Origin of the sequence: Agrobacterium sp. ICMP 6402, from assembly GCF_009498615.1 — a bacterium.
In the GTDB taxonomy this organism is placed as follows: Bacteria; Pseudomonadota; Alphaproteobacteria; order Rhizobiales; family Rhizobiaceae; genus Agrobacterium; species Agrobacterium burrii.
In genome coordinates this window covers 249,632-266,082 of sequence record NZ_QSNV01000004.1, presented here as the reverse complement: position 1 = coordinate 266,082, position 16,451 = coordinate 249,632, and the positions used below count along the sequence as shown (strand labels likewise).

Sequence of the window (16,451 nt, the reverse complement as noted above, 5' to 3'; positions counted from 1 at the left end):
CTTTTCATGTCGGACGGATCGAAACCCGCCGGTATCGGACGTTTGATGTTTGCAGCGGCGACGTTAAAGACCGCCCGCCCGCTTCGCAAGCATCACATGGGAAGGGCCGATCAGGCTCTCCAGCGCCGACCATCCAGCGCCAGGCCGAAATCGGCAGGTGTTCTCGCATAGGTGGCAAGACCGGAAAGCGCTGCCTGTGGATGGGTGACGACGAAGGTCGGAATGGTCCGCATCAGCGCGCTGTGTGGCGCCTTGTCTTCAAAGGCGGCCCGGAATTCCGGGCTCTTCAGCGCCGGGATGATCTTCTGCGAAATGCCGCCGGCGAGATAAACGCCGCCCTTGGCCATGAAGATCAGCGCGAGATCGCCAGCCACACGGCCGAGATAGGTGCTGAAAAGCGAAAGCGTTTCTTTTGCCTGCGGATTCTGGCCCGAAAGCCCCTGCGAGGTGATGTCGGCTGGATCGGAAAAAACGGGTTCGATGCCATCGGTCTTGCAGACGGCGCGGTAAAGATTGACCAGTCCGCGTCCGCACAGGATCTGTTCGCCGGCGACGCGGCCCTCGATGGTTTCGATATGCGGGAAAACCGCATAGTCACGTGCACTTCTTGGGCCGACATCGATATGGCCGCCTTCTCCGGGCACCGGGAACCACATATGGCGGGCGTAAACCAGACCGGCGACCCCGAGGCCCGTGCCCGGCCCAAGAACGACGCGCGACGCCAGCATGTCTTTCTTGCCGGCGCCGATAGGTTCGCGGTTGTCGTCGTCAAGCGCTGCAATCGCCAGAGCCTGTGCTTCGAAATCATTGATGACGATAACATCCTTCAGGCCGAGATTAGCCAGCATGCCCTTCGGCTTGACAACCCAATGGCAGTTGGTGAGCGGAATCTCGTCGCCTTCGATAGGGCCGGCAATCGCAAGAATGGTCGAGACCGGCTGAAGCGAGGTCTTGTCCAGAACCGCCTGCTGGATGGCGTCGTCGATCGTCGGATATTCCGCTGTCTTCACGGTGGTGAGGTGCACGGGTTCCGCAAAGGAATCGATCAGAATGGAAAAGCGGGCATTGGTGCCGCCGATGTCGCCAAGAAGGATCGGGAAGGACAGATATTCGGTATCGGACGTCTTCGGCATTGCCTGTTCCATATTGGTGGGTGCGGGTCAGTCGGCGGAATTGAAGTCGATCAGGTTTTCTGCGGTGGCGCGGTTGAGCGCCATGGGAATGTCATAGACCGTGGCCAGCCGGGTCAGCGCCTTCACATCCACATCATGCGGCATTGCCGTGAGCGGGTCGGTGAAGAAGATCAGCATGTCTACCGCGCCGGTCGCGATCATCGCGCCGATCTGCTGGTCGCCGCCAAGCGGGCCGCTCTTGAGGCGAATGACGTCGAGCCCCGGACAGGCTTCCTGGACGCGGCCGCCGGTCGTGCCGGTGGCGACGATCTTGAAACTGGAGAGCGCTTTTTGATGCTGACGGGCGAAATCCGCCATATCGTCTTTTTTCTCGTCGTGAGCGATGAGCGCGATACAGCGTTGCCCTTCCATGGTCCCAGCCCGTCCCCGTAAAGAATTAAATCGATTTGAAGCCTTCTATAACAGCTTGCCGCCATTTGAAAAGGGAAGCTGTTGAATGCCTCATTTCTGTATCAGTTCAATGTCGGGCGCTGGGTCGGCAGTGGAATATCCGAAGGCGGCTGGAGGGTCGGAGCGTTCTGAATAACCTGTTCCACGCTTTGCTGGCGCACTGCCTGAACCGGCGCGGGGGAATAGGCCTGCGCCGCAATACCCTCGGGGTTGACGGAAGGGGCGGCAGCCACGGCGGCGCAGGCGGCGGGCAGGTCGGAGACCATGACGGGGCGCGGTTTCACCGGTTTGGCATTGGGGTCTTTTTTCGGCGGCGCCCATGGTTCTTTGGTAAACCACCAGGCTAGCGACTTGTCGCAGCCATCGCCCTTGCCCACGGCCGCCTGCGGTTTGCAGTTCGGCGCGCCGGGCGGGCATTCGAGGCGAATGTGGAAATGTTCGTCATGCCCGTAGATCGGCCTGATCTTGCCCATGAAGGTGCGGTCGCCGGTCCATGTCTGGCAGAGTTTCTGCTTGATGGCCGGGTTGACGAAGACGCGTTCCACCTGCGGATAGCTCGCTGCCATCATCACCAGCCGGGCATTGAGCGGCGACCATTTGCGATCATCGACTGTCAGGAATTTGCCCTTGTCCAGCATGGAGATGAACGGCACGGTTTCGCGCTGCTCCACGCTCAGCCGGGGGTTAGGCATTGGCCGCCACCAGACATCGACATCCAAGCCGATTTGGTGCGAGGCATGGCCGGTCAGCATCGGCCCGCCGCGCGGCTGGGAAATATCGCCGAGCAACAGACCCGGCCAGCCGATTTTCTGGGCATCCTGCGAAAAGCGCTCGAGGAAGGAAATCAGCTGCGGCTGGCCCCAGCGCCGGTTGCGCGAAAGCCGCATGGCCTGCCAGCCGGGACCGTCGGTCGGCATGGCGATCGCGCCGGACTGGCAGCCCTTGGCATAGGAGCCGATGGGCTGCGAGGCCGCTGCGGAAGGCAGGGCCGTATGGCCAAACACTTCCTTCGCGGGCCTGTCCTCGGCCGATGCGGTTTCCATCTGCAACTGCAGCGCGGAGACGACCGAAATCGCCAGCATGGCCGCCTTGAAAACTCTCGATGATCCCGCCGTCATATAGCCGTGCCCGTCCGATCAGATGATTCTCTTCCCCTTAGAGTAAACTGGAACGGGATTTTGTTGAAACCATGTTTCGCCCGGTTTGTGCAAAGCAGACAGATTAAGGGTGCCGATAAAGAGCTTGTGAGCCGAAGCATCTGTTTTTTGCCAATCTTTGTTTTATGCTCTCTCCAACAAACACGAAAACAGGGACATTCCCCCGATGATATTGGCACCACTGAAATCCCGCCTTCTGATCGCCCTTGCGGCATCCGCCATGCTGATGCCGGCAGCGGCCTCCGCCCAGTCGGGCGGTGTCTGGCGAAAGGGGATTTCGACGGTCGGGGAACTGAAACATCCTGATGGCTTCGATCATTTCGACTATGTGAACACCAAGGCGCCGAAAGGCGGTGCGCTGCGCATGTCGACGACGGGAACTTTCGACACGCTCAACCCGCTGCTCGCCAAGGGCGAGGCGGCGACAGGACTTTCGCTGGTCTTCGACACGCTGATGAAATCAACGGAAGAGGAACTCTCGGCATCCTACGGGCTTCTGGCTGAGGGCGTCAGCTATCCCGACGATATTTCGAAGGCAACATTCCGGCTGCGGGCGGAGGCCAAATGGGCTGATGGCAAACCGGTGACGCCGGAGGATGTGGTTTTCAGCTTCGAAAAGGCCAAGGATCTGAGCCCGCAGCTTGCTACCTATTACACCCACGTCACCAAGGCGGAGGTGAGTGGCGAAAGGGACATCACCTTCACCTTCGATGAAAAGAACAATCGCGAATTGCCGCAGATCGTCGGGCAATTGCTGATCGTTCCGAAGCACTGGTGGGAGGCTGCAGGTCCAGACGGCAAGCCGCGCGACATTTCCCGTGGCACGCTGGAGCCGGTGATGGGCTCTGGGGCCTACAAGATCGCCTCGCTGTCTCCCGGTTCCACGATGACCTATGAGCGTCGCGACGACTATTGGGGCAAGGACGTCAATGTGAATGTCGGGATGAACAATTTCAAAACCATCACCTACAGCTTCTTTTCCGATCAGGATGTGGAATTCCAGGCCTTCAAGTCCGGCACCGTCGATTTCCGCCAGGAAGCCTCATCCAGCCGCTGGGTCACGGGTTATGATTTTCCGGCAGTCAAGGAAGGCCACGTCAAGAAAGAGGAACTGCCGAATATCTATCGCTCCGTCGGCATCATGCAGGCCTTTGTGCCGAACATGCGCCGCGAAAAGTTCCAGAACCCCAACCTGCGCAAGGCGCTCAATTACGCCTTCGATTTCGAGGAGCTGAACCGCACGCTGGCTTACGGCCAGTTCCAGCGTATCAACAGCTTCTTCATGGGTAGTGAGCTGGCCTCTTCCGGCCTGCCGACCGGGCGCGAGCTGGAACTGCTGCAGGAGCTGAAAGATCAGGTGCCGCCGGAAGTCTTCACTACTGAATACCGCAACCCGGTGGCAGGCGATCCTGCCAAGCAGCGCGACAATCTGCGTGAGGCGGTGAAGCTGATGAAGGAGGCCGGATACGAGCTGCGCGGCAACCGCATGGTCAACGCGGCAACCGGGCAGCAGCTTGATATGGAATTCCTGATCGATTCCTCCGGCATGGAGAGAACCATCCTGCCCTATGTCCAGAACCTCAAGAAGATCGGCATCAACGCCACCATCCGCACGGTCGATGCCTCGCAATATACCAACCGCACCCGCAGCTTCGATTTCGACGTTGCGGTCAAGCTCTGGGCGACATCGGCCAACCCCGGCAATGAACAGGCAGATTTCTGGGGCTCTGCCGCGGCCGACCGGCAGGGGTCCAACAATCTCGCCGGCATCAAGAACCCCGCCGTCGATGCTCTTGTCAGGAAGGTCATATTTGCGCCCAACCGGGATGAACAGGTGGCTGCGGCGCGCGCACTCGACCGGGTGCTTCTGGCAAACAGCTACGTCATTCCGCAATTTTACCGCGGCGAGATGTTCATCGCCTACTGGAACACACTCACCCGCCCTGAAAACCTGCCTGAATATGGCATCGGTTTTCCGGATGCATGGTGGTCCAGCCAGGCCGGAAACTGACGCCGGCCTTGCTTTCGCGGCGAAGGCTTGATTCACATAGGGCGAAACGAATCGCTTGGAGCGCGCGGGCCGCGCTTTCATGAAAGGACCGGGTTTGACTGAAACGAAAACCGCTGACGTATCTCCCGGGAGCAGAGGCTGATGGGCGCCTATATCCTCAGACGTCTGGCGCTGATGATCCCGACCATCATCGGCATCATGGGCATTTCGTTTCTCGTCATCCAGTTTGCGCCGGGCGGGCCGGTGGAGCAGGTCGTCGCGCAGCTGACGGGGCAGGGCGACAGCGCTTCCGACCGGCTTTCGGGCGGCGGCGATCTTATGGGCCAGTCCGGCGGTTTTGATGAAAGCGGCTCGAAATATCGCGGTGCGCAGGGTCTCGACCCGGAGCTGATCGCCAAGCTCGAGAAGCAGTTCGGTTTCGACAAGCCGCCGCTCACCCGTTTTCTCGAAATGATGTGGAATTACATCCGCTTCGATTTCGGCGACAGCTTCTTCCGCAATTCCTCGGTCATCGATCTCATCATCGACAAGCTGCCGGTGTCGATGTCGCTTGGTTTCTGGATCCTGATCATCTCCTACATCATCTCCATTCCCCTCGGCATCAAGAAAGCCGTCTCCGATGGCTCGACTTTCGATGTCTGGACATCAGGCATCATCATCATTGGTTATGCGGTGCCGAGCTTCCTGTTCGGTATCCTGCTCATCGTGCTTTTCGCCGGCGGATCGTTCTTCGACTGGTTCCCGCTTCGCGGTCTGGTGTCGGATAATTTTGACCAGCTGAACTGGTGGCAGAAGATCATCGACTACTTCTGGCATCTGACGCTGCCATTGATTGCGCTGTCGCTCTCGGCTTTCGCAACAACGACGCTTCTGACGAAAAATTCCTTCATCGACGAGATCAAGAAGCAATATGTCGTTACCGCCCGCGCCAAGGGTCTCTCCGAACGCAAGGTTCTCTATGGCCACGTCTTCCGCAATGCGATGCTGATCGTGATTGCCGGTTTTCCGGGCGCCTTCATCTCGGCCTTCTTCACCGGCTCGCTGCTGATCGAGAACATCTTCTCGCTGGATGGTCTCGGCCGCCTCGGCTATCTCTCGGTCGTCAATCGTGATTACCCGATCGTGTTCGGCACGCTGTTCATCTTCTCGCTGATGGGCCTTGTGGTCGGTCTCCTTTCCGACCTTATCTATACATGGATCGATCCGCGTATCGACTTCGAGCGGAGGGACGTGTGATGACGCTCGCCAACACCGCCGCTGCCGAGACACTGGTAAAGCCGAAGCGCCCGTGGTTTTCGCCGACGACCAAGCGCCGCTGGCAGAATTTCAAGGCGAACCGGCGCGGTTACTGGTCCTTCTGGCTGTTCCTGATCCTGTTTTTCCTGAGCCTGATCGCGGAATTCATCGCCAATGACAAACCCATTCTCGCTTCCTACAAAGGCGAGATACTGGTGCCGGTCATGGTCGATTATCCGGAAGAGAAGTTCGGCGGCTTCCTTGCCCAGACCGACTACAAATCCTCCTTCATCCAGGACGAGATCAACGCCAATGGCTGGATGATCTGGCCGCCGATCCGTTATTCCTACCAGACGGTCAACTCCAATATTCCGCATTCGGCACCCACCGCGCCCTTCTGGCTGATGGATGAAAAAGACCGCTGCTCCGCCTATCCGCAGGGTAATGCCGATCCCGGTTGCACGCTTGGTAATCTCAACTGGCTCGGAACCGACAATCAGGCACGCGATGTCACGGCGCGGATGATCTATGGTTTCCGCATCTCCGTGCTGTTCGGCCTGACGCTGACCATCGCGTCGGCTCTGGTCGGCGTCACCGCCGGCGCCATTCAGGGCTATTTCGGCGGCTGGACTGACCTGCTTCTGCAGCGTTTCATCGAAATCTGGTCATCCATGCCGGTGCTCTATATCCTGCTCATCATCGCTGCCATTATGCCACCCGGCTTCTTCGTGTTGCTCGGCATCATGCTGCTCTTCTCATGGGTCGGTTTCGTCGGCATTGTGCGTGCAGAATTCCTGCGCGCCAGAAACTTCGAATATGTCCGAGCTGCCCGTGCGCTCGGCGTCGGCAACTGGACGATCATGTTCCGGCATCTTCTGCCCAACGCCATGGTGGCGACACTGACCTTCCTGCCCTTCATCCTCTCGGGTTCGATCACGACGCTCACCTCGCTCGATTTCCTCGGCTTCGGCATGCCGCCGGGCTCACCGTCGCTGGGCGAGATGATCGCGCAGGGCAAGAACAACCTTCAGGCCCCCTGGCTTGGCCTCACCGCGTTTTTTACCATGTCCATCATGCTCTCGTTGTTGATTTTCGTCGGTGAAGCGGTGCGCGACGCCTTCGATCCACGCAAGACGTTCCGGTGATCGCCATGACGGAAAAAACCATCCAGCCACTTCTCTCCGTCCGTGACCTTTCGGTTGCCTTTCATCAGGGTGGTGCAACCAGCGTCGCCGTGGATCACGTCTCCTTCGACCTCATGCCGGGCGAAGTCGTTGCTCTCGTTGGCGAGTCCGGTTCCGGCAAGTCCGTGACCGCGAATTCCATTCTCAAATTGCTGCCCTATCCGGCGGCGAGCCATCCGTCGGGCAAAATCCTGTTCGACGGCAAGGACATGCTCACCCTTCCGGAACGGGCGTTGCGCGCGGTGCGCGGCAACGACATCACCATGATTTTCCAGGAGCCGATGACCTCGCTCAATCCGCTCCACACCATCGAGCGGCAGATCGGCGAGATTCTCGAGCTGCACCAGGCAATCACCGGGGCTGAGGCGCGGGCGCGCACGCTGGAACTATTGTTGCAGGTCGGCATCCGCGAACCGGAAAAACGCCTCAAAGCCTATCCGCATGAATTGTCCGGCGGCCAGCGGCAGCGTGTGATGATCGCCATGGCGCTTGCCAACCGGCCGAAACTGCTGATCGCCGATGAGCCGACCACGGCGCTCGACGTGACGGTGCAGGCGCAGATCCTTGAGCTTCTGAGTGATCTGAAGACGAAACACGGCATGTCCATGCTGTTCATCACCCACGACCTCGGCATCGTCCGCAAATTTGCCGACCGCGTCTGCGTCATGACCAAGGGTAAGATCGTCGAGACCGGCACCGTGGAGCAGGTGTTTACCGATCCGCAGCACGCCTACACGCGCCATCTCCTTGCAGCAGAGCCGAAGGGCGAGCCCCCGCATTCCGATGCCAGCAAACCCGTGGTCATGCAGGGCGACGACATCAAGGTCTGGTTCCCGATCAAGGCGGGGCTGATGCGCCGGGTTGTCGACCATGTGAAGGCGGTGGACGGCATCGATATTACCCTGCGAGCCGGTCAAACGGTGGGCGTGGTGGGTGAATCCGGCTCGGGCAAGACGACGCTTGGTCTGGCGCTCTCCCGGCTGATCGCATCCGAGGGACGCATCAGCTTCATCGGCCAGTCGATCGATCATTACTCCTATGAGATGATGAAGCCGCTCAGAAACCGGTTGCAGGTGGTATTTCAGGACCCTTACGGTTCGCTCAGCCCGCGCATGTCGGTGGGCGAAATCGTCGCCGAGGGCCTGAAGGTGCACGAGCGGTCTCTATCCGCCGACGAGCGCGATACGCGTGTCGCCACCGCGCTGGAAGAGGTCGGCCTCGACCCGGCCACCCGCTGGCGGTATCCACATGAATTTTCCGGTGGCCAGCGTCAGCGCATCGCCATCGCCCGTGCCATGGTGCTGAAACCGCGTTTCGTCATGCTGGATGAGCCGACATCCGCGCTCGACATGAGCGTGCAGGCGCAGGTCGTCGATCTGCTGCGCGATCTCCAGGCCAAGCACGAACTCGCATACCTCTTCATCAGTCACGATCTGAAGGTGGTGAAGGCGCTCGCCAACGACCTGATCGTCATGCGCCACGGCAAGGTGGTGGAGAGCGGTGCAGCGGCGGAGATTTTCGCCAGCCCGCAGCAGGACTATACCAAGGCGCTGCTGGCTGCGGCCTTCAATATCGAGGCTGTCGAAACCAAAGCGGTGAGCCAGTAGGCGCATCGCTGTTTCTATTAAGGTAATGATTTTTCTGTTGCTTCGCGGAAAATGCCGACCCATGTTGCGAGAGACGTGATGCGGAAACGGATTGATTGCCATGGCAGCGGATGTGATTGTTCTGGGAGCGGGGATCATCGGGGTCTCCGTCGCTTTGCAACTGGCCCGAAGGGGCAAATCGGTGGTGCTGGTTGACCGGCGCGGACCGGGCGAGGAGACCTCTTTCGGCAATGCCGGGCTGATCCAGAGAGAAGGCGTCGTGCCTTACGCCTTTCCGCAGGACCTGGCGCTGCTACTGCGTTATTCGCTGAATAACAGCATCGATGCCCGTTATCACCTTTCTGCCTTGCCAAAGATCGCGCCTTTTCTCGGTCGCTACTGGTATAATTCCGCAGCCACGCGCCACGCGGCGATTGCCCGCGCCTATGCGCCGCTGATTGAGCATTCGGTTTCCGAACACAGTATTTTGATCGACGAGGCGAAAGCCGGCGATCTGATCGTCAAGAACGGCTGGATGGAGGCTTACAGGACTGCCGCAAGGCGGGATGCCGACTATGCCTTCGCTGAGCGGCTTACGCGTGACCACGGCATTTCCCACACGAAACTCGACGCCGAAGAACTCGCAACGGCCGAACCGCATCTCAGCCGTGATTTCGTCGGCGGCCTGAAATGGAACGATCCCTGGTCGGTGCTCGATCCGCACGCGCTGACGCTCGCCTATCTCAAACTGTTCGAAAACCTCGGCGGCACCTTTATCCGGGGCGATGCATCGACGCTTAGCCAGACAGTAAGTGGCTGGACGGTGCGCACCGAAACCGGCGCGGTCGAGGCCGAACATGCCGTCCTGGCGCTTGGTCCGTGGGCAGATACGGTGACAGAGAGGCTGGGTTATCGTTTCCCGCTCGGGGTGAAGCGTGGCTATCACATGCATTATGCGCCGCAGGAGGGGACAAAGCTCAACAACTGGCTGATCGATGCCGAGCGCGGTTATTTCCTGGCACCGATGCGCAAGGGCATCCGCCTCACGACAGGTGCTGAATTTGCCGAACGCGATGCGCCGAAATCCCCCGTGCAGATCGAGCGGGCGGAACGGGTGGCCCGCACCGTCTTTCCTCTGGGTGGCCGGTTGGATACCGAACCGTGGATGGGCGCACGTCCCTGCACGCCGGATATGATGCCGATCATCGGCAAGGCGCCGCGCCACAGAACCCTGTGGTTCTCGTTCGGGCATGCCCATCACGGTCTCACGCTGGGGCCGATCACCGGCCGCGTTCTGGCGGAAACGATGCTGGGAGAAACGCCTGTTACCGCCATTGACGCCTATCGCCCGGAAAGGTTCAATCCCTGATAGCCGAATCCACTGGCCTTCCTGCGGCCGCCCACGTAACATGGGCTTATCAAGAGGGAAAAGGGGCAAACGTCATCATGGTGGCGAGGTTTCTCATCTATCAGCAGCAGGATGATTTTCGTTAGCGAAGCGCTTCCGCGCGCGAAACAGAAGAGAAACGGCCTGCTGGTGCATGATGGATGATATTGAAAAAGCAAAGAAATTTTTCGCCGATAACCCCGATATCGAAATTCTCGAAGCCTTCGTCATAGACGCGAACGGCGTTCCGCGCGGCAAATGGATTCCGCGGGAGAGGGCAATCGACGTGCTCGAAAAGGGAATGGCGATCCCCCGTTCCGTTTATGCGCTGGATATCTGGGGCCGAGATGTGCATGCCGCAGGTCTCGCCGAAGGCACGGGTGATCCGGATGGGTTCTGCTTTCCTGTTCCCGGTACGTTATCGCGGGTAACATGGCTTGGCCGCCCGACAGCTCAAGTCCTGCTCGCGATGAAAAACCCGGATGGAACCGGCTTTTACGGCGATCCGCGCAATGTGCTGGCGCGGGTTCTGGAAACATACAAAAAGGCCGGCCTCACGCCGGTGGTCGCCACGGAACTGGAATTTTACCTGATCGATCCAGTCCGCTCTGCACTTGACCCCGTGCGCCCGCCGCACAGCCGTGAGGGACGCTGGCACACGGGCCAGACCCAGGTTCTGTCGATTTCCGAATTGCAGGATTTCGAGGATGTCTTCCACGATATCGCCACGGCCTGCCGGGCGCAGGGTGTGCTTGCCGATACGACGCTGCGGGAAAACGGCCCCGGCCAATATGAAATCAACCTCAACCATGTGCCGGACGCGTTGCAGGCCGCTGATTTCGCCGTCTTCCTGAAACGCATCGTCAAGGGCGTGGCGCGGCGGCATGAACTCGACGCCACCTTCATGGCCAAGCCTTACGGCTTGCAGGCCGGCAACGGTATGCATGTGCATTTTTCCGTTCTCGATAAGGACGGCAGGAATATCTATGCTGGCGAAAACGGCCCGTCGGATGCGCTGATGCATTCGGTCGGCGGCCTGTTGGAAAACATGGGGGAAAGCATGGCGATCTTCGCCCCCCATGCCAATTCCTACCGCCGTCTGACGCCGAGTGAACATGCGCCGACCTACGCCTCCTGGGGCATCGACAACCGCTCGGCGGCGGTGCGCGTCATCGTTGCCAGCAAGGCCGCGACCCGTATCGAACATCGTGTCGCCGGTGCCGATACCAATCCCTATCTCGTCGTGGCGATGATCCTGAGTGCCGCACTTGCCGGCATGAAGGAGAAGCGCCAGCCCGGCGGCGCGATTGCCGGCGACAGCCACGCCATCAATCATGAACCGCTACCCACCAACTGGGACTACGCCCTGCAGCGTTTCACGCGCTCGAGCTTTGCCTATGCGACGCTCGGCCAGCGTTATCGCACGCTGTTTTCCGCCTGCAAGCAGCAGGAGCTTTCCGAATTTTCCCTGCGTGTAACTGACGTCGAATATGACGCCTATATCAGGACGGTGTGAGATGGCTGAGGTAACGACTATTCCCAATCCCGGCCATACATCGTCATGGTATGCGGCCTCCGCCAATGTCAAATCCGTGCGGCCGACGCTTGAAGGCGCGCTGGAAGCCGATATCTGCGTCATCGGCGGCGGGTTCACCGGCATTTCCGCGGCACTTGAACTCAGTGAGCGCGGTTATTCGGTCATCGTGCTGGAAGGTGTGCGGGTTGGCTTCGGCGCTTCGGGGCGCAATGGCGGCCAGATCGTCAACGGTTACAGCCGCGACCTCGAAACCATCGCCGGGCGTTACGGTAACGAAAAGGCAGTGAAACTCGGGGAAATGTCGCTGGAAGGCGGCGCGATCATCCGCGAACGTATCGCCAAGTACGCCATCGATTGCGATCTTGTCGATGGCGGCTTTTTCGCGGCCTTCACACCAAAACAGATCCGCGAAATGGAGGCTCACAAGGCCCATTGGGAAAAACACGGCCATGGCGGGCTTGAGATGGTTGCCAAGGGCGATGTTGGAAAATATGTAAAGACTGAGCGTTATGCCGGCGGCATGATCGACCGGTTCGGCGGTCACATTCACCCGCTCAATCTGGTGCAAGGCGAAGCGGCGGCGGCGGAAAGCCTTGGTGCCCGCATATTCGAAAATTCGCGGGTCATTTCGCTGGAGCAGGGTGCAAACCCCGTCGTGCGCACGGCAACGGGCAGCGTCAAGGCGAAATATGTCCTCGTCTGCGGTAATGCCTATCTCGGCACATTGCTGCCGGAAATCGGCGAGCGGATGATGCCGGTGTCAAGTCAGGTCATGGCGACGGAGCCGCTCGATGTCGATCTGATCGAGGCGCTTTTGCCCGCCGATTATTGCGTCGAGGATGCCAATTACATTCTCGACTATTATCGTCGCACCTCGGATAACCGCCTGCTTTATGGCGGCGGCATCGGTTATGGCGGCAGCGATCCGGCCGACCTGACCGGTGTGATCCGCCCGAACATGCTGAAGACCTTTCCGCAACTGGAAAAGACCAGGATCGACTTCGCCTGGAGTGGCAACTTCGCGCTGACGCTGACACGCATCCCGCATATGGGCAAACTGTCCGACAATGTCTATTTTTCGCATGGCGACAGCGGCCACGGCGTCACCACCACGCATTTGCTCGGCAAGATATTGGGTGAGGCCGTTGCCGGCCACGCTGAACGTTTCGATATCTGGAGTTCGCTGCCCAACTATCCGTTCCCCGGCGGAAAGACGTTCCGTGTACCGCTGACCATGCTTGGTGCATGGTGGTACGGCATGCGGGACAAGCTCGGGTTTTAGAACGTCACCGTCTTCAAACCGGAAAGCGCATTTTTCGCGATTTCTTCCGGTGTAGTATCGATGCTGACGGTGACGACGCCCGGTTCGCCGGTTGGCACTTCCAGCGTGGCGAGCTGGGTCTGAAGCAACGAGAGCGGCATGAAATGGCCCTTGCGTTCACCCATGCGCCGGCTGAGAAGTTCCAGGCTGCCATCCAGATAAACGAAAACAAGCGGCCCGCCGGTAGCCGTGCGAAGGCGGTCGCGATAGATTTTCTTGAGTGCGGAGCAGGAAACTACGACACCGTTGTTTTCGCTGCCCTTACGCAGTTCCGCGCCGATCAGGTCAAGCCAGGGCCAGCGATCATCGTCGGTCAGGGGAATGCCCTCGGACATTTTATCGACGTTGGATTTCGGGTGAAGCTTGTCGCCCTCTATGAAGGCAATGCCCAGTTTTTCGGCCAGTTCCTCTGCGACCGTGGACTTGCCAGAGCCGCTCACTCCCATCACAACGATTGCCTGTGTCACCCGAACCTCTGATGTTTCTGTTTCGACGGTCAGCCCCTAACATGTGTGGCAGGTATCGGGAATATAAAAATGCGGAGCTTGCCCGTGTCAGTGCCCGGTTTTGCGGGCTGCGGTCCTTTCCAGCGCGGAAAAGGCAGCGTGGATCAGGATTGCCAGTGCGGCGACAATCAAGCCGCCCTGCAGGATGAAGGCGAGATTGTTGGATTGCAGGCCGGCGATGATCACTTCGCCAAGCGTGCGCGCGGCGACGGTGGAGCCGATGGTGGCGGTTGAAAGGCTGATGACTGCCGACAGCCGTATACCTGCAAGAATGGCCGGCAGAGCAAGCGGTAGTTCCACTTTGACAAGCCGCTGCCAGCCGGTCATGCCGCTCCCCCTTGCGGCATCCATCACCGTGGCGGGCAGGGTCGTAAGCCCCGTCAGCGTATTTTCGAACACGGGCAGCAATGCGTATAAAAACAGCGCAATAAGCGTCGGTTTCTCCCCGAAACCGATCATCGGCACCGCAAGCGCCAGTACCGCCACGGGCGGGAAGGTCTGGCCAATATTGACGATGCTACGCGACAGCGGCAGGAAATCCGCCCCGAAAGGCCGGGTGACGAGAACTGCGAGCGCGCCCGCTACCAATGTGGCCAGTCCCGTGGCGATCGCCACGGTGGTCAGATGCGAGAGAGTGAGGGAAAGCAGATTGGCCTGCGTGTAGATCGCCGGTGCATTGGCCTGCACCAGAGGGCGGAATATCGGCGCGAAGATTTGCGGCGCTGCAAGAAAGACGATCAGCACCAGCACCAGAAATCCGATTGCAAGGAAAGAGGCCGCGTTTTTCATGAGGCTCCGGCAGCACGCTGGAGGAGAACGTCCCGCCGCACCCGGCCGGCGATTTGGCCATCGTCTTTAACGACCGGCAAGACATCACAGCCCGCCCATAACATCGCTGACAGGGCATCGCGCTGGCTTGTATGTTCGGTGAGCGGTTCTCCCTCGGCGCTTCCCGGCTCCACGATGTCAGCAATGGAGAGAACCGAAAGCAGTTTCAGCGCGCGTTCGTTTTCGCCGATCATGGTGCGCACGAAATCGGTTGCCGGTTTCAGCACCAGTTCGGCCGGCGGGCAGTCCTGCACGATGCGGCCCTTGTCCATCACGGCAATACGGTCCGCCAGATGAAAGGCCTCGTCCATATCATGGGTGACGAGGACCACGGTAACGCCGAGCTTTTTCTGGATATCGAGAAGATCGTTCTGCGCTTTGGCGCGGATCACCGGGTCGAGTGCGCCGAAGGGTTCGTCCATCAACAAAATGTTCGGCTCTGCGGCGAGCGCCCGCGCCACGCCGACACGCTGCTGCTGGCCGCCGGAAAGCTCATGCGGAAAACGGTCGGCATAAAGCGCAGGATCAAGCTGAAAGAGGTGCATCAGCGCATCGATTTTCGCCTCGATACGTTTGCGGTCCCAGCCGACCAACTGTGGAACGGTGGCGATATTCTCCGCCACGGTCCTGTGTGGAAACAGGCCATGGCCTTGAATGGCATAGCCGATCTGTCGGCGCAGTTTGTAACCCGGCATCGTGCTGACATCCTCGCCGTCGATCCGGATCGTGCCGGAGGTCGGTTCCACCAGCCGGTTTATCATCCGCAGCAGCGTGGTTTTTCCCGATCCTGATGTGCCGACGATGACGGTGACGGTGCGCGGCGCAACCGTCAGCGATACCTGATCAACTACGGCTGCATCGCCATATCGTTTCGTGATGGTGTCGATCTCGATCATGCCTGTTGCCTTCCGCCTGCGCTGAAGAGATTACTGTCGATGAGGGCGTCGAGTGTGATCGCGGCGGCAAAGCCGAGGAGAACGGTCGGCACGGTGCCGAGCAGCACGAGGTCCATGGCCGTCTGTCCGATGCCCTGAAATACGAAAACGCCAAAACCGCCGCCGCCGATCAGTGCGGCGATCGTCGCCAGCCCGATATTCTGCACCAGCACGATGCGAATGCCGGTAAGGATGACCGGCATGGCCAGCGGAAACTCCACCCGCAGCAGCCTTTGCACCGGCGTCATGCCAAGCCCGCGCGCCGCTTCCCGGACTGCTTGCGAAACGCCGGAAAGGCCGACCACCGTGTTGGAAACGACCGGCAGCAGTGAATAGAGAAACAGCGCCACAAAGGCGGGCGCCATGCCGATGCCGGCAATGCCGATCTTTGCCGCGCCCGGCACAGTGGCGGCGATCCATCCGAGCGGCGCGATCAGAAGGCCGAAAAGAGCGATGGACGGGATGGTCTGGATGATGTTGAGGCTGTTCAGCAGGCCGGCACGCAACCGTTCGACCTTGTAACAGAGTATTCCCAGCGGAATGCCCGCGACGGTCGCGGCGATCAGCGAACCGATGGCCAGCTCCACATGCCGTAGCGCCTCTGTCCAGAATATGTCGGCCCGGCCGGTATATTCCTTGATGATGGAGAGATCGCTCCAGAGACCGCTGGTTAAGATCCCTGCAAGCGAGGCAATCGCCAGCAGCAACAGCAAAATGCGCAAGGCGGGTTTCGGCTGGAGACGGGCAATGCAGTCCGTCGCAAGCAATGACAGCCCGGCAAACATCAGCCAGAAACCGCTGGCAGGCGAAACGCGGGCAAAACTGTTTCCTTCAGGTGTCAGGACGGACGCGGCCTGCCCGACGAAGATCGCCAGCGCCGCAAGGCCAACCAGTGCGGCTGCGAGTTTCAGCCGCACCGGAAAGCGGAAAAAGGCGACGAAGGTGGCGAGAAGGATGAGGGCGACGAGGAGCATTGAGGCCGTAGCCGGAAGCGCCTCGAAGATCGTCCGTGTTTCACCCTGAACGATCCGGTTGGCGCGGAATATCATGAAGGGCGACGCGAAAAGCGCATAAAGGAGAAGGCACGAAATCAGCACGCCCACCTTGTCAGGCCATTTCGACAAATTTCGCTCCCCTTGGGTATTAAGTGCGAGCGGGATGACGAAAGCGACATATGTTC

The 16,451-nt window shown here is 59.7% G+C and carries 14 protein-coding genes; 7 read left to right on the top strand and 7 right to left on the bottom strand.

Going from position 1 to position 16,451, the window contains the following annotated elements; translation table 11 throughout:
• Positions 1-110: 110 nt before the first annotated feature.
• The 3 genes from DXT96_RS14385 to mepA all read right to left on the bottom strand — a co-directional run bounded on the left by DXT96_RS14385 (position 111) and on the right by mepA (position 2,701).
• A complete protein-coding gene (locus DXT96_RS14385) occupies positions 111-1,133 on the bottom strand; it encodes a glucokinase (RefSeq protein ID WP_149898266.1) in 1,023 nt (340 codons plus the stop codon).
• Positions 1,134-1,160: 27 nt separating this feature from the next.
• Positions 1,161-1,544 carry a methylglyoxal synthase gene (locus DXT96_RS14380; protein WP_149898267.1) on the bottom strand — a complete coding sequence of 128 codons (384 nt, stop codon included), beginning with the start codon at positions 1,542-1,544 and terminating at the stop codon, positions 1,161-1,163.
• 101 nt (positions 1,545-1,645) lie between these two features.
• On the bottom strand, positions 1,646-2,701 hold the full coding sequence (mepA, locus tag DXT96_RS14375) for a penicillin-insensitive murein endopeptidase (RefSeq protein WP_153515289.1): 1,056 nt from the start codon (positions 2,699-2,701) through the stop codon (positions 1,646-1,648).
• A 205-nt stretch (positions 2,702-2,906) separates the two neighbouring features.
• On the opposite strand from mepA, the gene DXT96_RS14370 reads away from it, so the two are divergent.
• From DXT96_RS14370 to DXT96_RS14340, 7 genes are all read left to right on the top strand, one after another.
• Positions 2,907-4,751, top strand: a complete 1,845-nt coding sequence (locus DXT96_RS14370) for an extracellular solute-binding protein (protein WP_153515288.1) — start codon at positions 2,907-2,909, stop codon at positions 4,749-4,751.
• A gap of 141 nt (positions 4,752-4,892) precedes the next feature.
• On the top strand, positions 4,893-5,987 hold the full coding sequence (locus DXT96_RS14365) for a microcin C ABC transporter permease YejB (protein WP_149898269.1): 1,095 nt from the start codon (positions 4,893-4,895) through the stop codon (positions 5,985-5,987).
• On the top strand, positions 5,987-7,132 hold the full coding sequence (locus tag DXT96_RS14360) for an ABC transporter permease (protein WP_153515287.1): 1,146 nt from the start codon (positions 5,987-5,989) through the stop codon (positions 7,130-7,132). Before DXT96_RS14365 ends, DXT96_RS14360 begins: the two co-directional genes overlap by 1 nt.
• A gap of 5 nt (positions 7,133-7,137) precedes the next feature.
• Entirely contained in the window at positions 7,138-8,778 is a 1,641-nt protein-coding gene (locus tag DXT96_RS14355) for an ABC transporter ATP-binding protein (protein WP_149898271.1), read from the top strand.
• Positions 8,779-8,878: 100 nt separating this feature from the next.
• Positions 8,879-10,126, top strand: a complete 1,248-nt coding sequence (locus tag DXT96_RS14350) for an FAD-binding oxidoreductase (protein WP_153515286.1) — start codon at positions 8,879-8,881, stop codon at positions 10,124-10,126.
• A gap of 172 nt (positions 10,127-10,298) precedes the next feature.
• On the top strand, positions 10,299-11,660 hold the full coding sequence (locus tag DXT96_RS14345; RefSeq protein ID WP_188355934.1) for a glutamine synthetase family protein: 1,362 nt from the start codon (positions 10,299-10,301) through the stop codon (positions 11,658-11,660).
• A gap of 1 nt (position 11,661) precedes the next feature.
• The gene (locus tag DXT96_RS14340) at positions 11,662-12,963 is read left to right on the top strand and encodes an FAD-binding oxidoreductase (protein ID WP_194287642.1); all 1,302 of its coding nucleotides are present in this window, start codon (positions 11,662-11,664) and stop codon (positions 12,961-12,963) included.
• Here DXT96_RS14340 and DXT96_RS14335 read toward each other — a convergent pair.
• The 4 genes from DXT96_RS14335 to DXT96_RS14320 all read right to left on the bottom strand — a co-directional run bounded on the left by DXT96_RS14335 (position 12,960) and on the right by DXT96_RS14320 (position 16,395).
• On the bottom strand, positions 12,960-13,448 hold the full coding sequence (locus DXT96_RS14335) for a gluconokinase (protein WP_153515369.1): 489 nt from the start codon (positions 13,446-13,448) through the stop codon (positions 12,960-12,962). The genes DXT96_RS14340 and DXT96_RS14335 overlap by 4 nt on opposite strands.
• Before the next feature lie 108 nt (positions 13,449-13,556).
• On the bottom strand, positions 13,557-14,297 hold the full coding sequence (locus DXT96_RS14330; protein WP_149898274.1) for an ABC transporter permease: 741 nt from the start codon (positions 14,295-14,297) through the stop codon (positions 13,557-13,559).
• The gene (locus DXT96_RS14325; protein ID WP_153515284.1) at positions 14,294-15,232 is read right to left on the bottom strand and encodes an ABC transporter ATP-binding protein; all 939 of its coding nucleotides are present in this window, start codon (positions 15,230-15,232) and stop codon (positions 14,294-14,296) included. The genes DXT96_RS14330 and DXT96_RS14325 overlap by 4 nt, the downstream gene beginning before the upstream one ends.
• Positions 15,229-16,395 carry an ABC transporter permease gene (locus DXT96_RS14320; protein ID WP_194287641.1) on the bottom strand — a complete coding sequence of 389 codons (1,167 nt, stop codon included), beginning with the start codon at positions 16,393-16,395 and terminating at the stop codon, positions 15,229-15,231. The genes DXT96_RS14325 and DXT96_RS14320 overlap by 4 nt, the downstream gene beginning before the upstream one ends.
• Between the last annotated feature and the right edge of the window lie 56 nt (positions 16,396-16,451).

What these genes read in the sequence shown, in the direction of transcription:
- DXT96_RS14385 (WP_149898266.1), bottom strand. Translation starts at nt 1,133, where the DNA reads ATGCCGAAGACGTCCGATACCGAATATCTGTCCTTCCCGATCCTTCTT.
- DXT96_RS14380 (WP_149898267.1), bottom strand. Translation starts at nt 1,544, where the DNA reads ATGGAAGGGCAACGCTGTATCGCGCTCATCGCTCACGACGAGAAAAAA.
- mepA (WP_153515289.1), bottom strand. Translation starts at nt 2,701, where the DNA reads ATGACGGCGGGATCATCGAGAGTTTTCAAGGCGGCCATGCTGGCGATT.
- DXT96_RS14370 (WP_153515288.1), top strand. Translation starts at nt 2,907, where the DNA reads ATGATATTGGCACCACTGAAATCCCGCCTTCTGATCGCCCTTGCGGCA.
- DXT96_RS14365 (WP_149898269.1), top strand. Translation starts at nt 4,893, where the DNA reads ATGGGCGCCTATATCCTCAGACGTCTGGCGCTGATGATCCCGACCATC.
- DXT96_RS14360 (WP_153515287.1), top strand. Translation starts at nt 5,987, where the DNA reads ATGACGCTCGCCAACACCGCCGCTGCCGAGACACTGGTAAAGCCGAAG.
- DXT96_RS14355 (WP_149898271.1), top strand. Translation starts at nt 7,138, where the DNA reads ATGACGGAAAAAACCATCCAGCCACTTCTCTCCGTCCGTGACCTTTCG.
- DXT96_RS14350 (WP_153515286.1), top strand. Translation starts at nt 8,879, where the DNA reads ATGGCAGCGGATGTGATTGTTCTGGGAGCGGGGATCATCGGGGTCTCC.
- DXT96_RS14345 (WP_188355934.1), top strand. Translation starts at nt 10,299, where the DNA reads ATGATGGATGATATTGAAAAAGCAAAGAAATTTTTCGCCGATAACCCC.
- DXT96_RS14340 (WP_194287642.1), top strand. Translation starts at nt 11,662, where the DNA reads ATGGCTGAGGTAACGACTATTCCCAATCCCGGCCATACATCGTCATGG.
- DXT96_RS14335 (WP_153515369.1), bottom strand. Translation starts at nt 13,448, where the DNA reads ATGGGAGTGAGCGGCTCTGGCAAGTCCACGGTCGCAGAGGAACTGGCC.
- DXT96_RS14330 (WP_149898274.1), bottom strand. Translation starts at nt 14,297, where the DNA reads ATGAAAAACGCGGCCTCTTTCCTTGCAATCGGATTTCTGGTGCTGGTG.
- DXT96_RS14325 (WP_153515284.1), bottom strand. Translation starts at nt 15,232, where the DNA reads ATGATCGAGATCGACACCATCACGAAACGATATGGCGATGCAGCCGTA.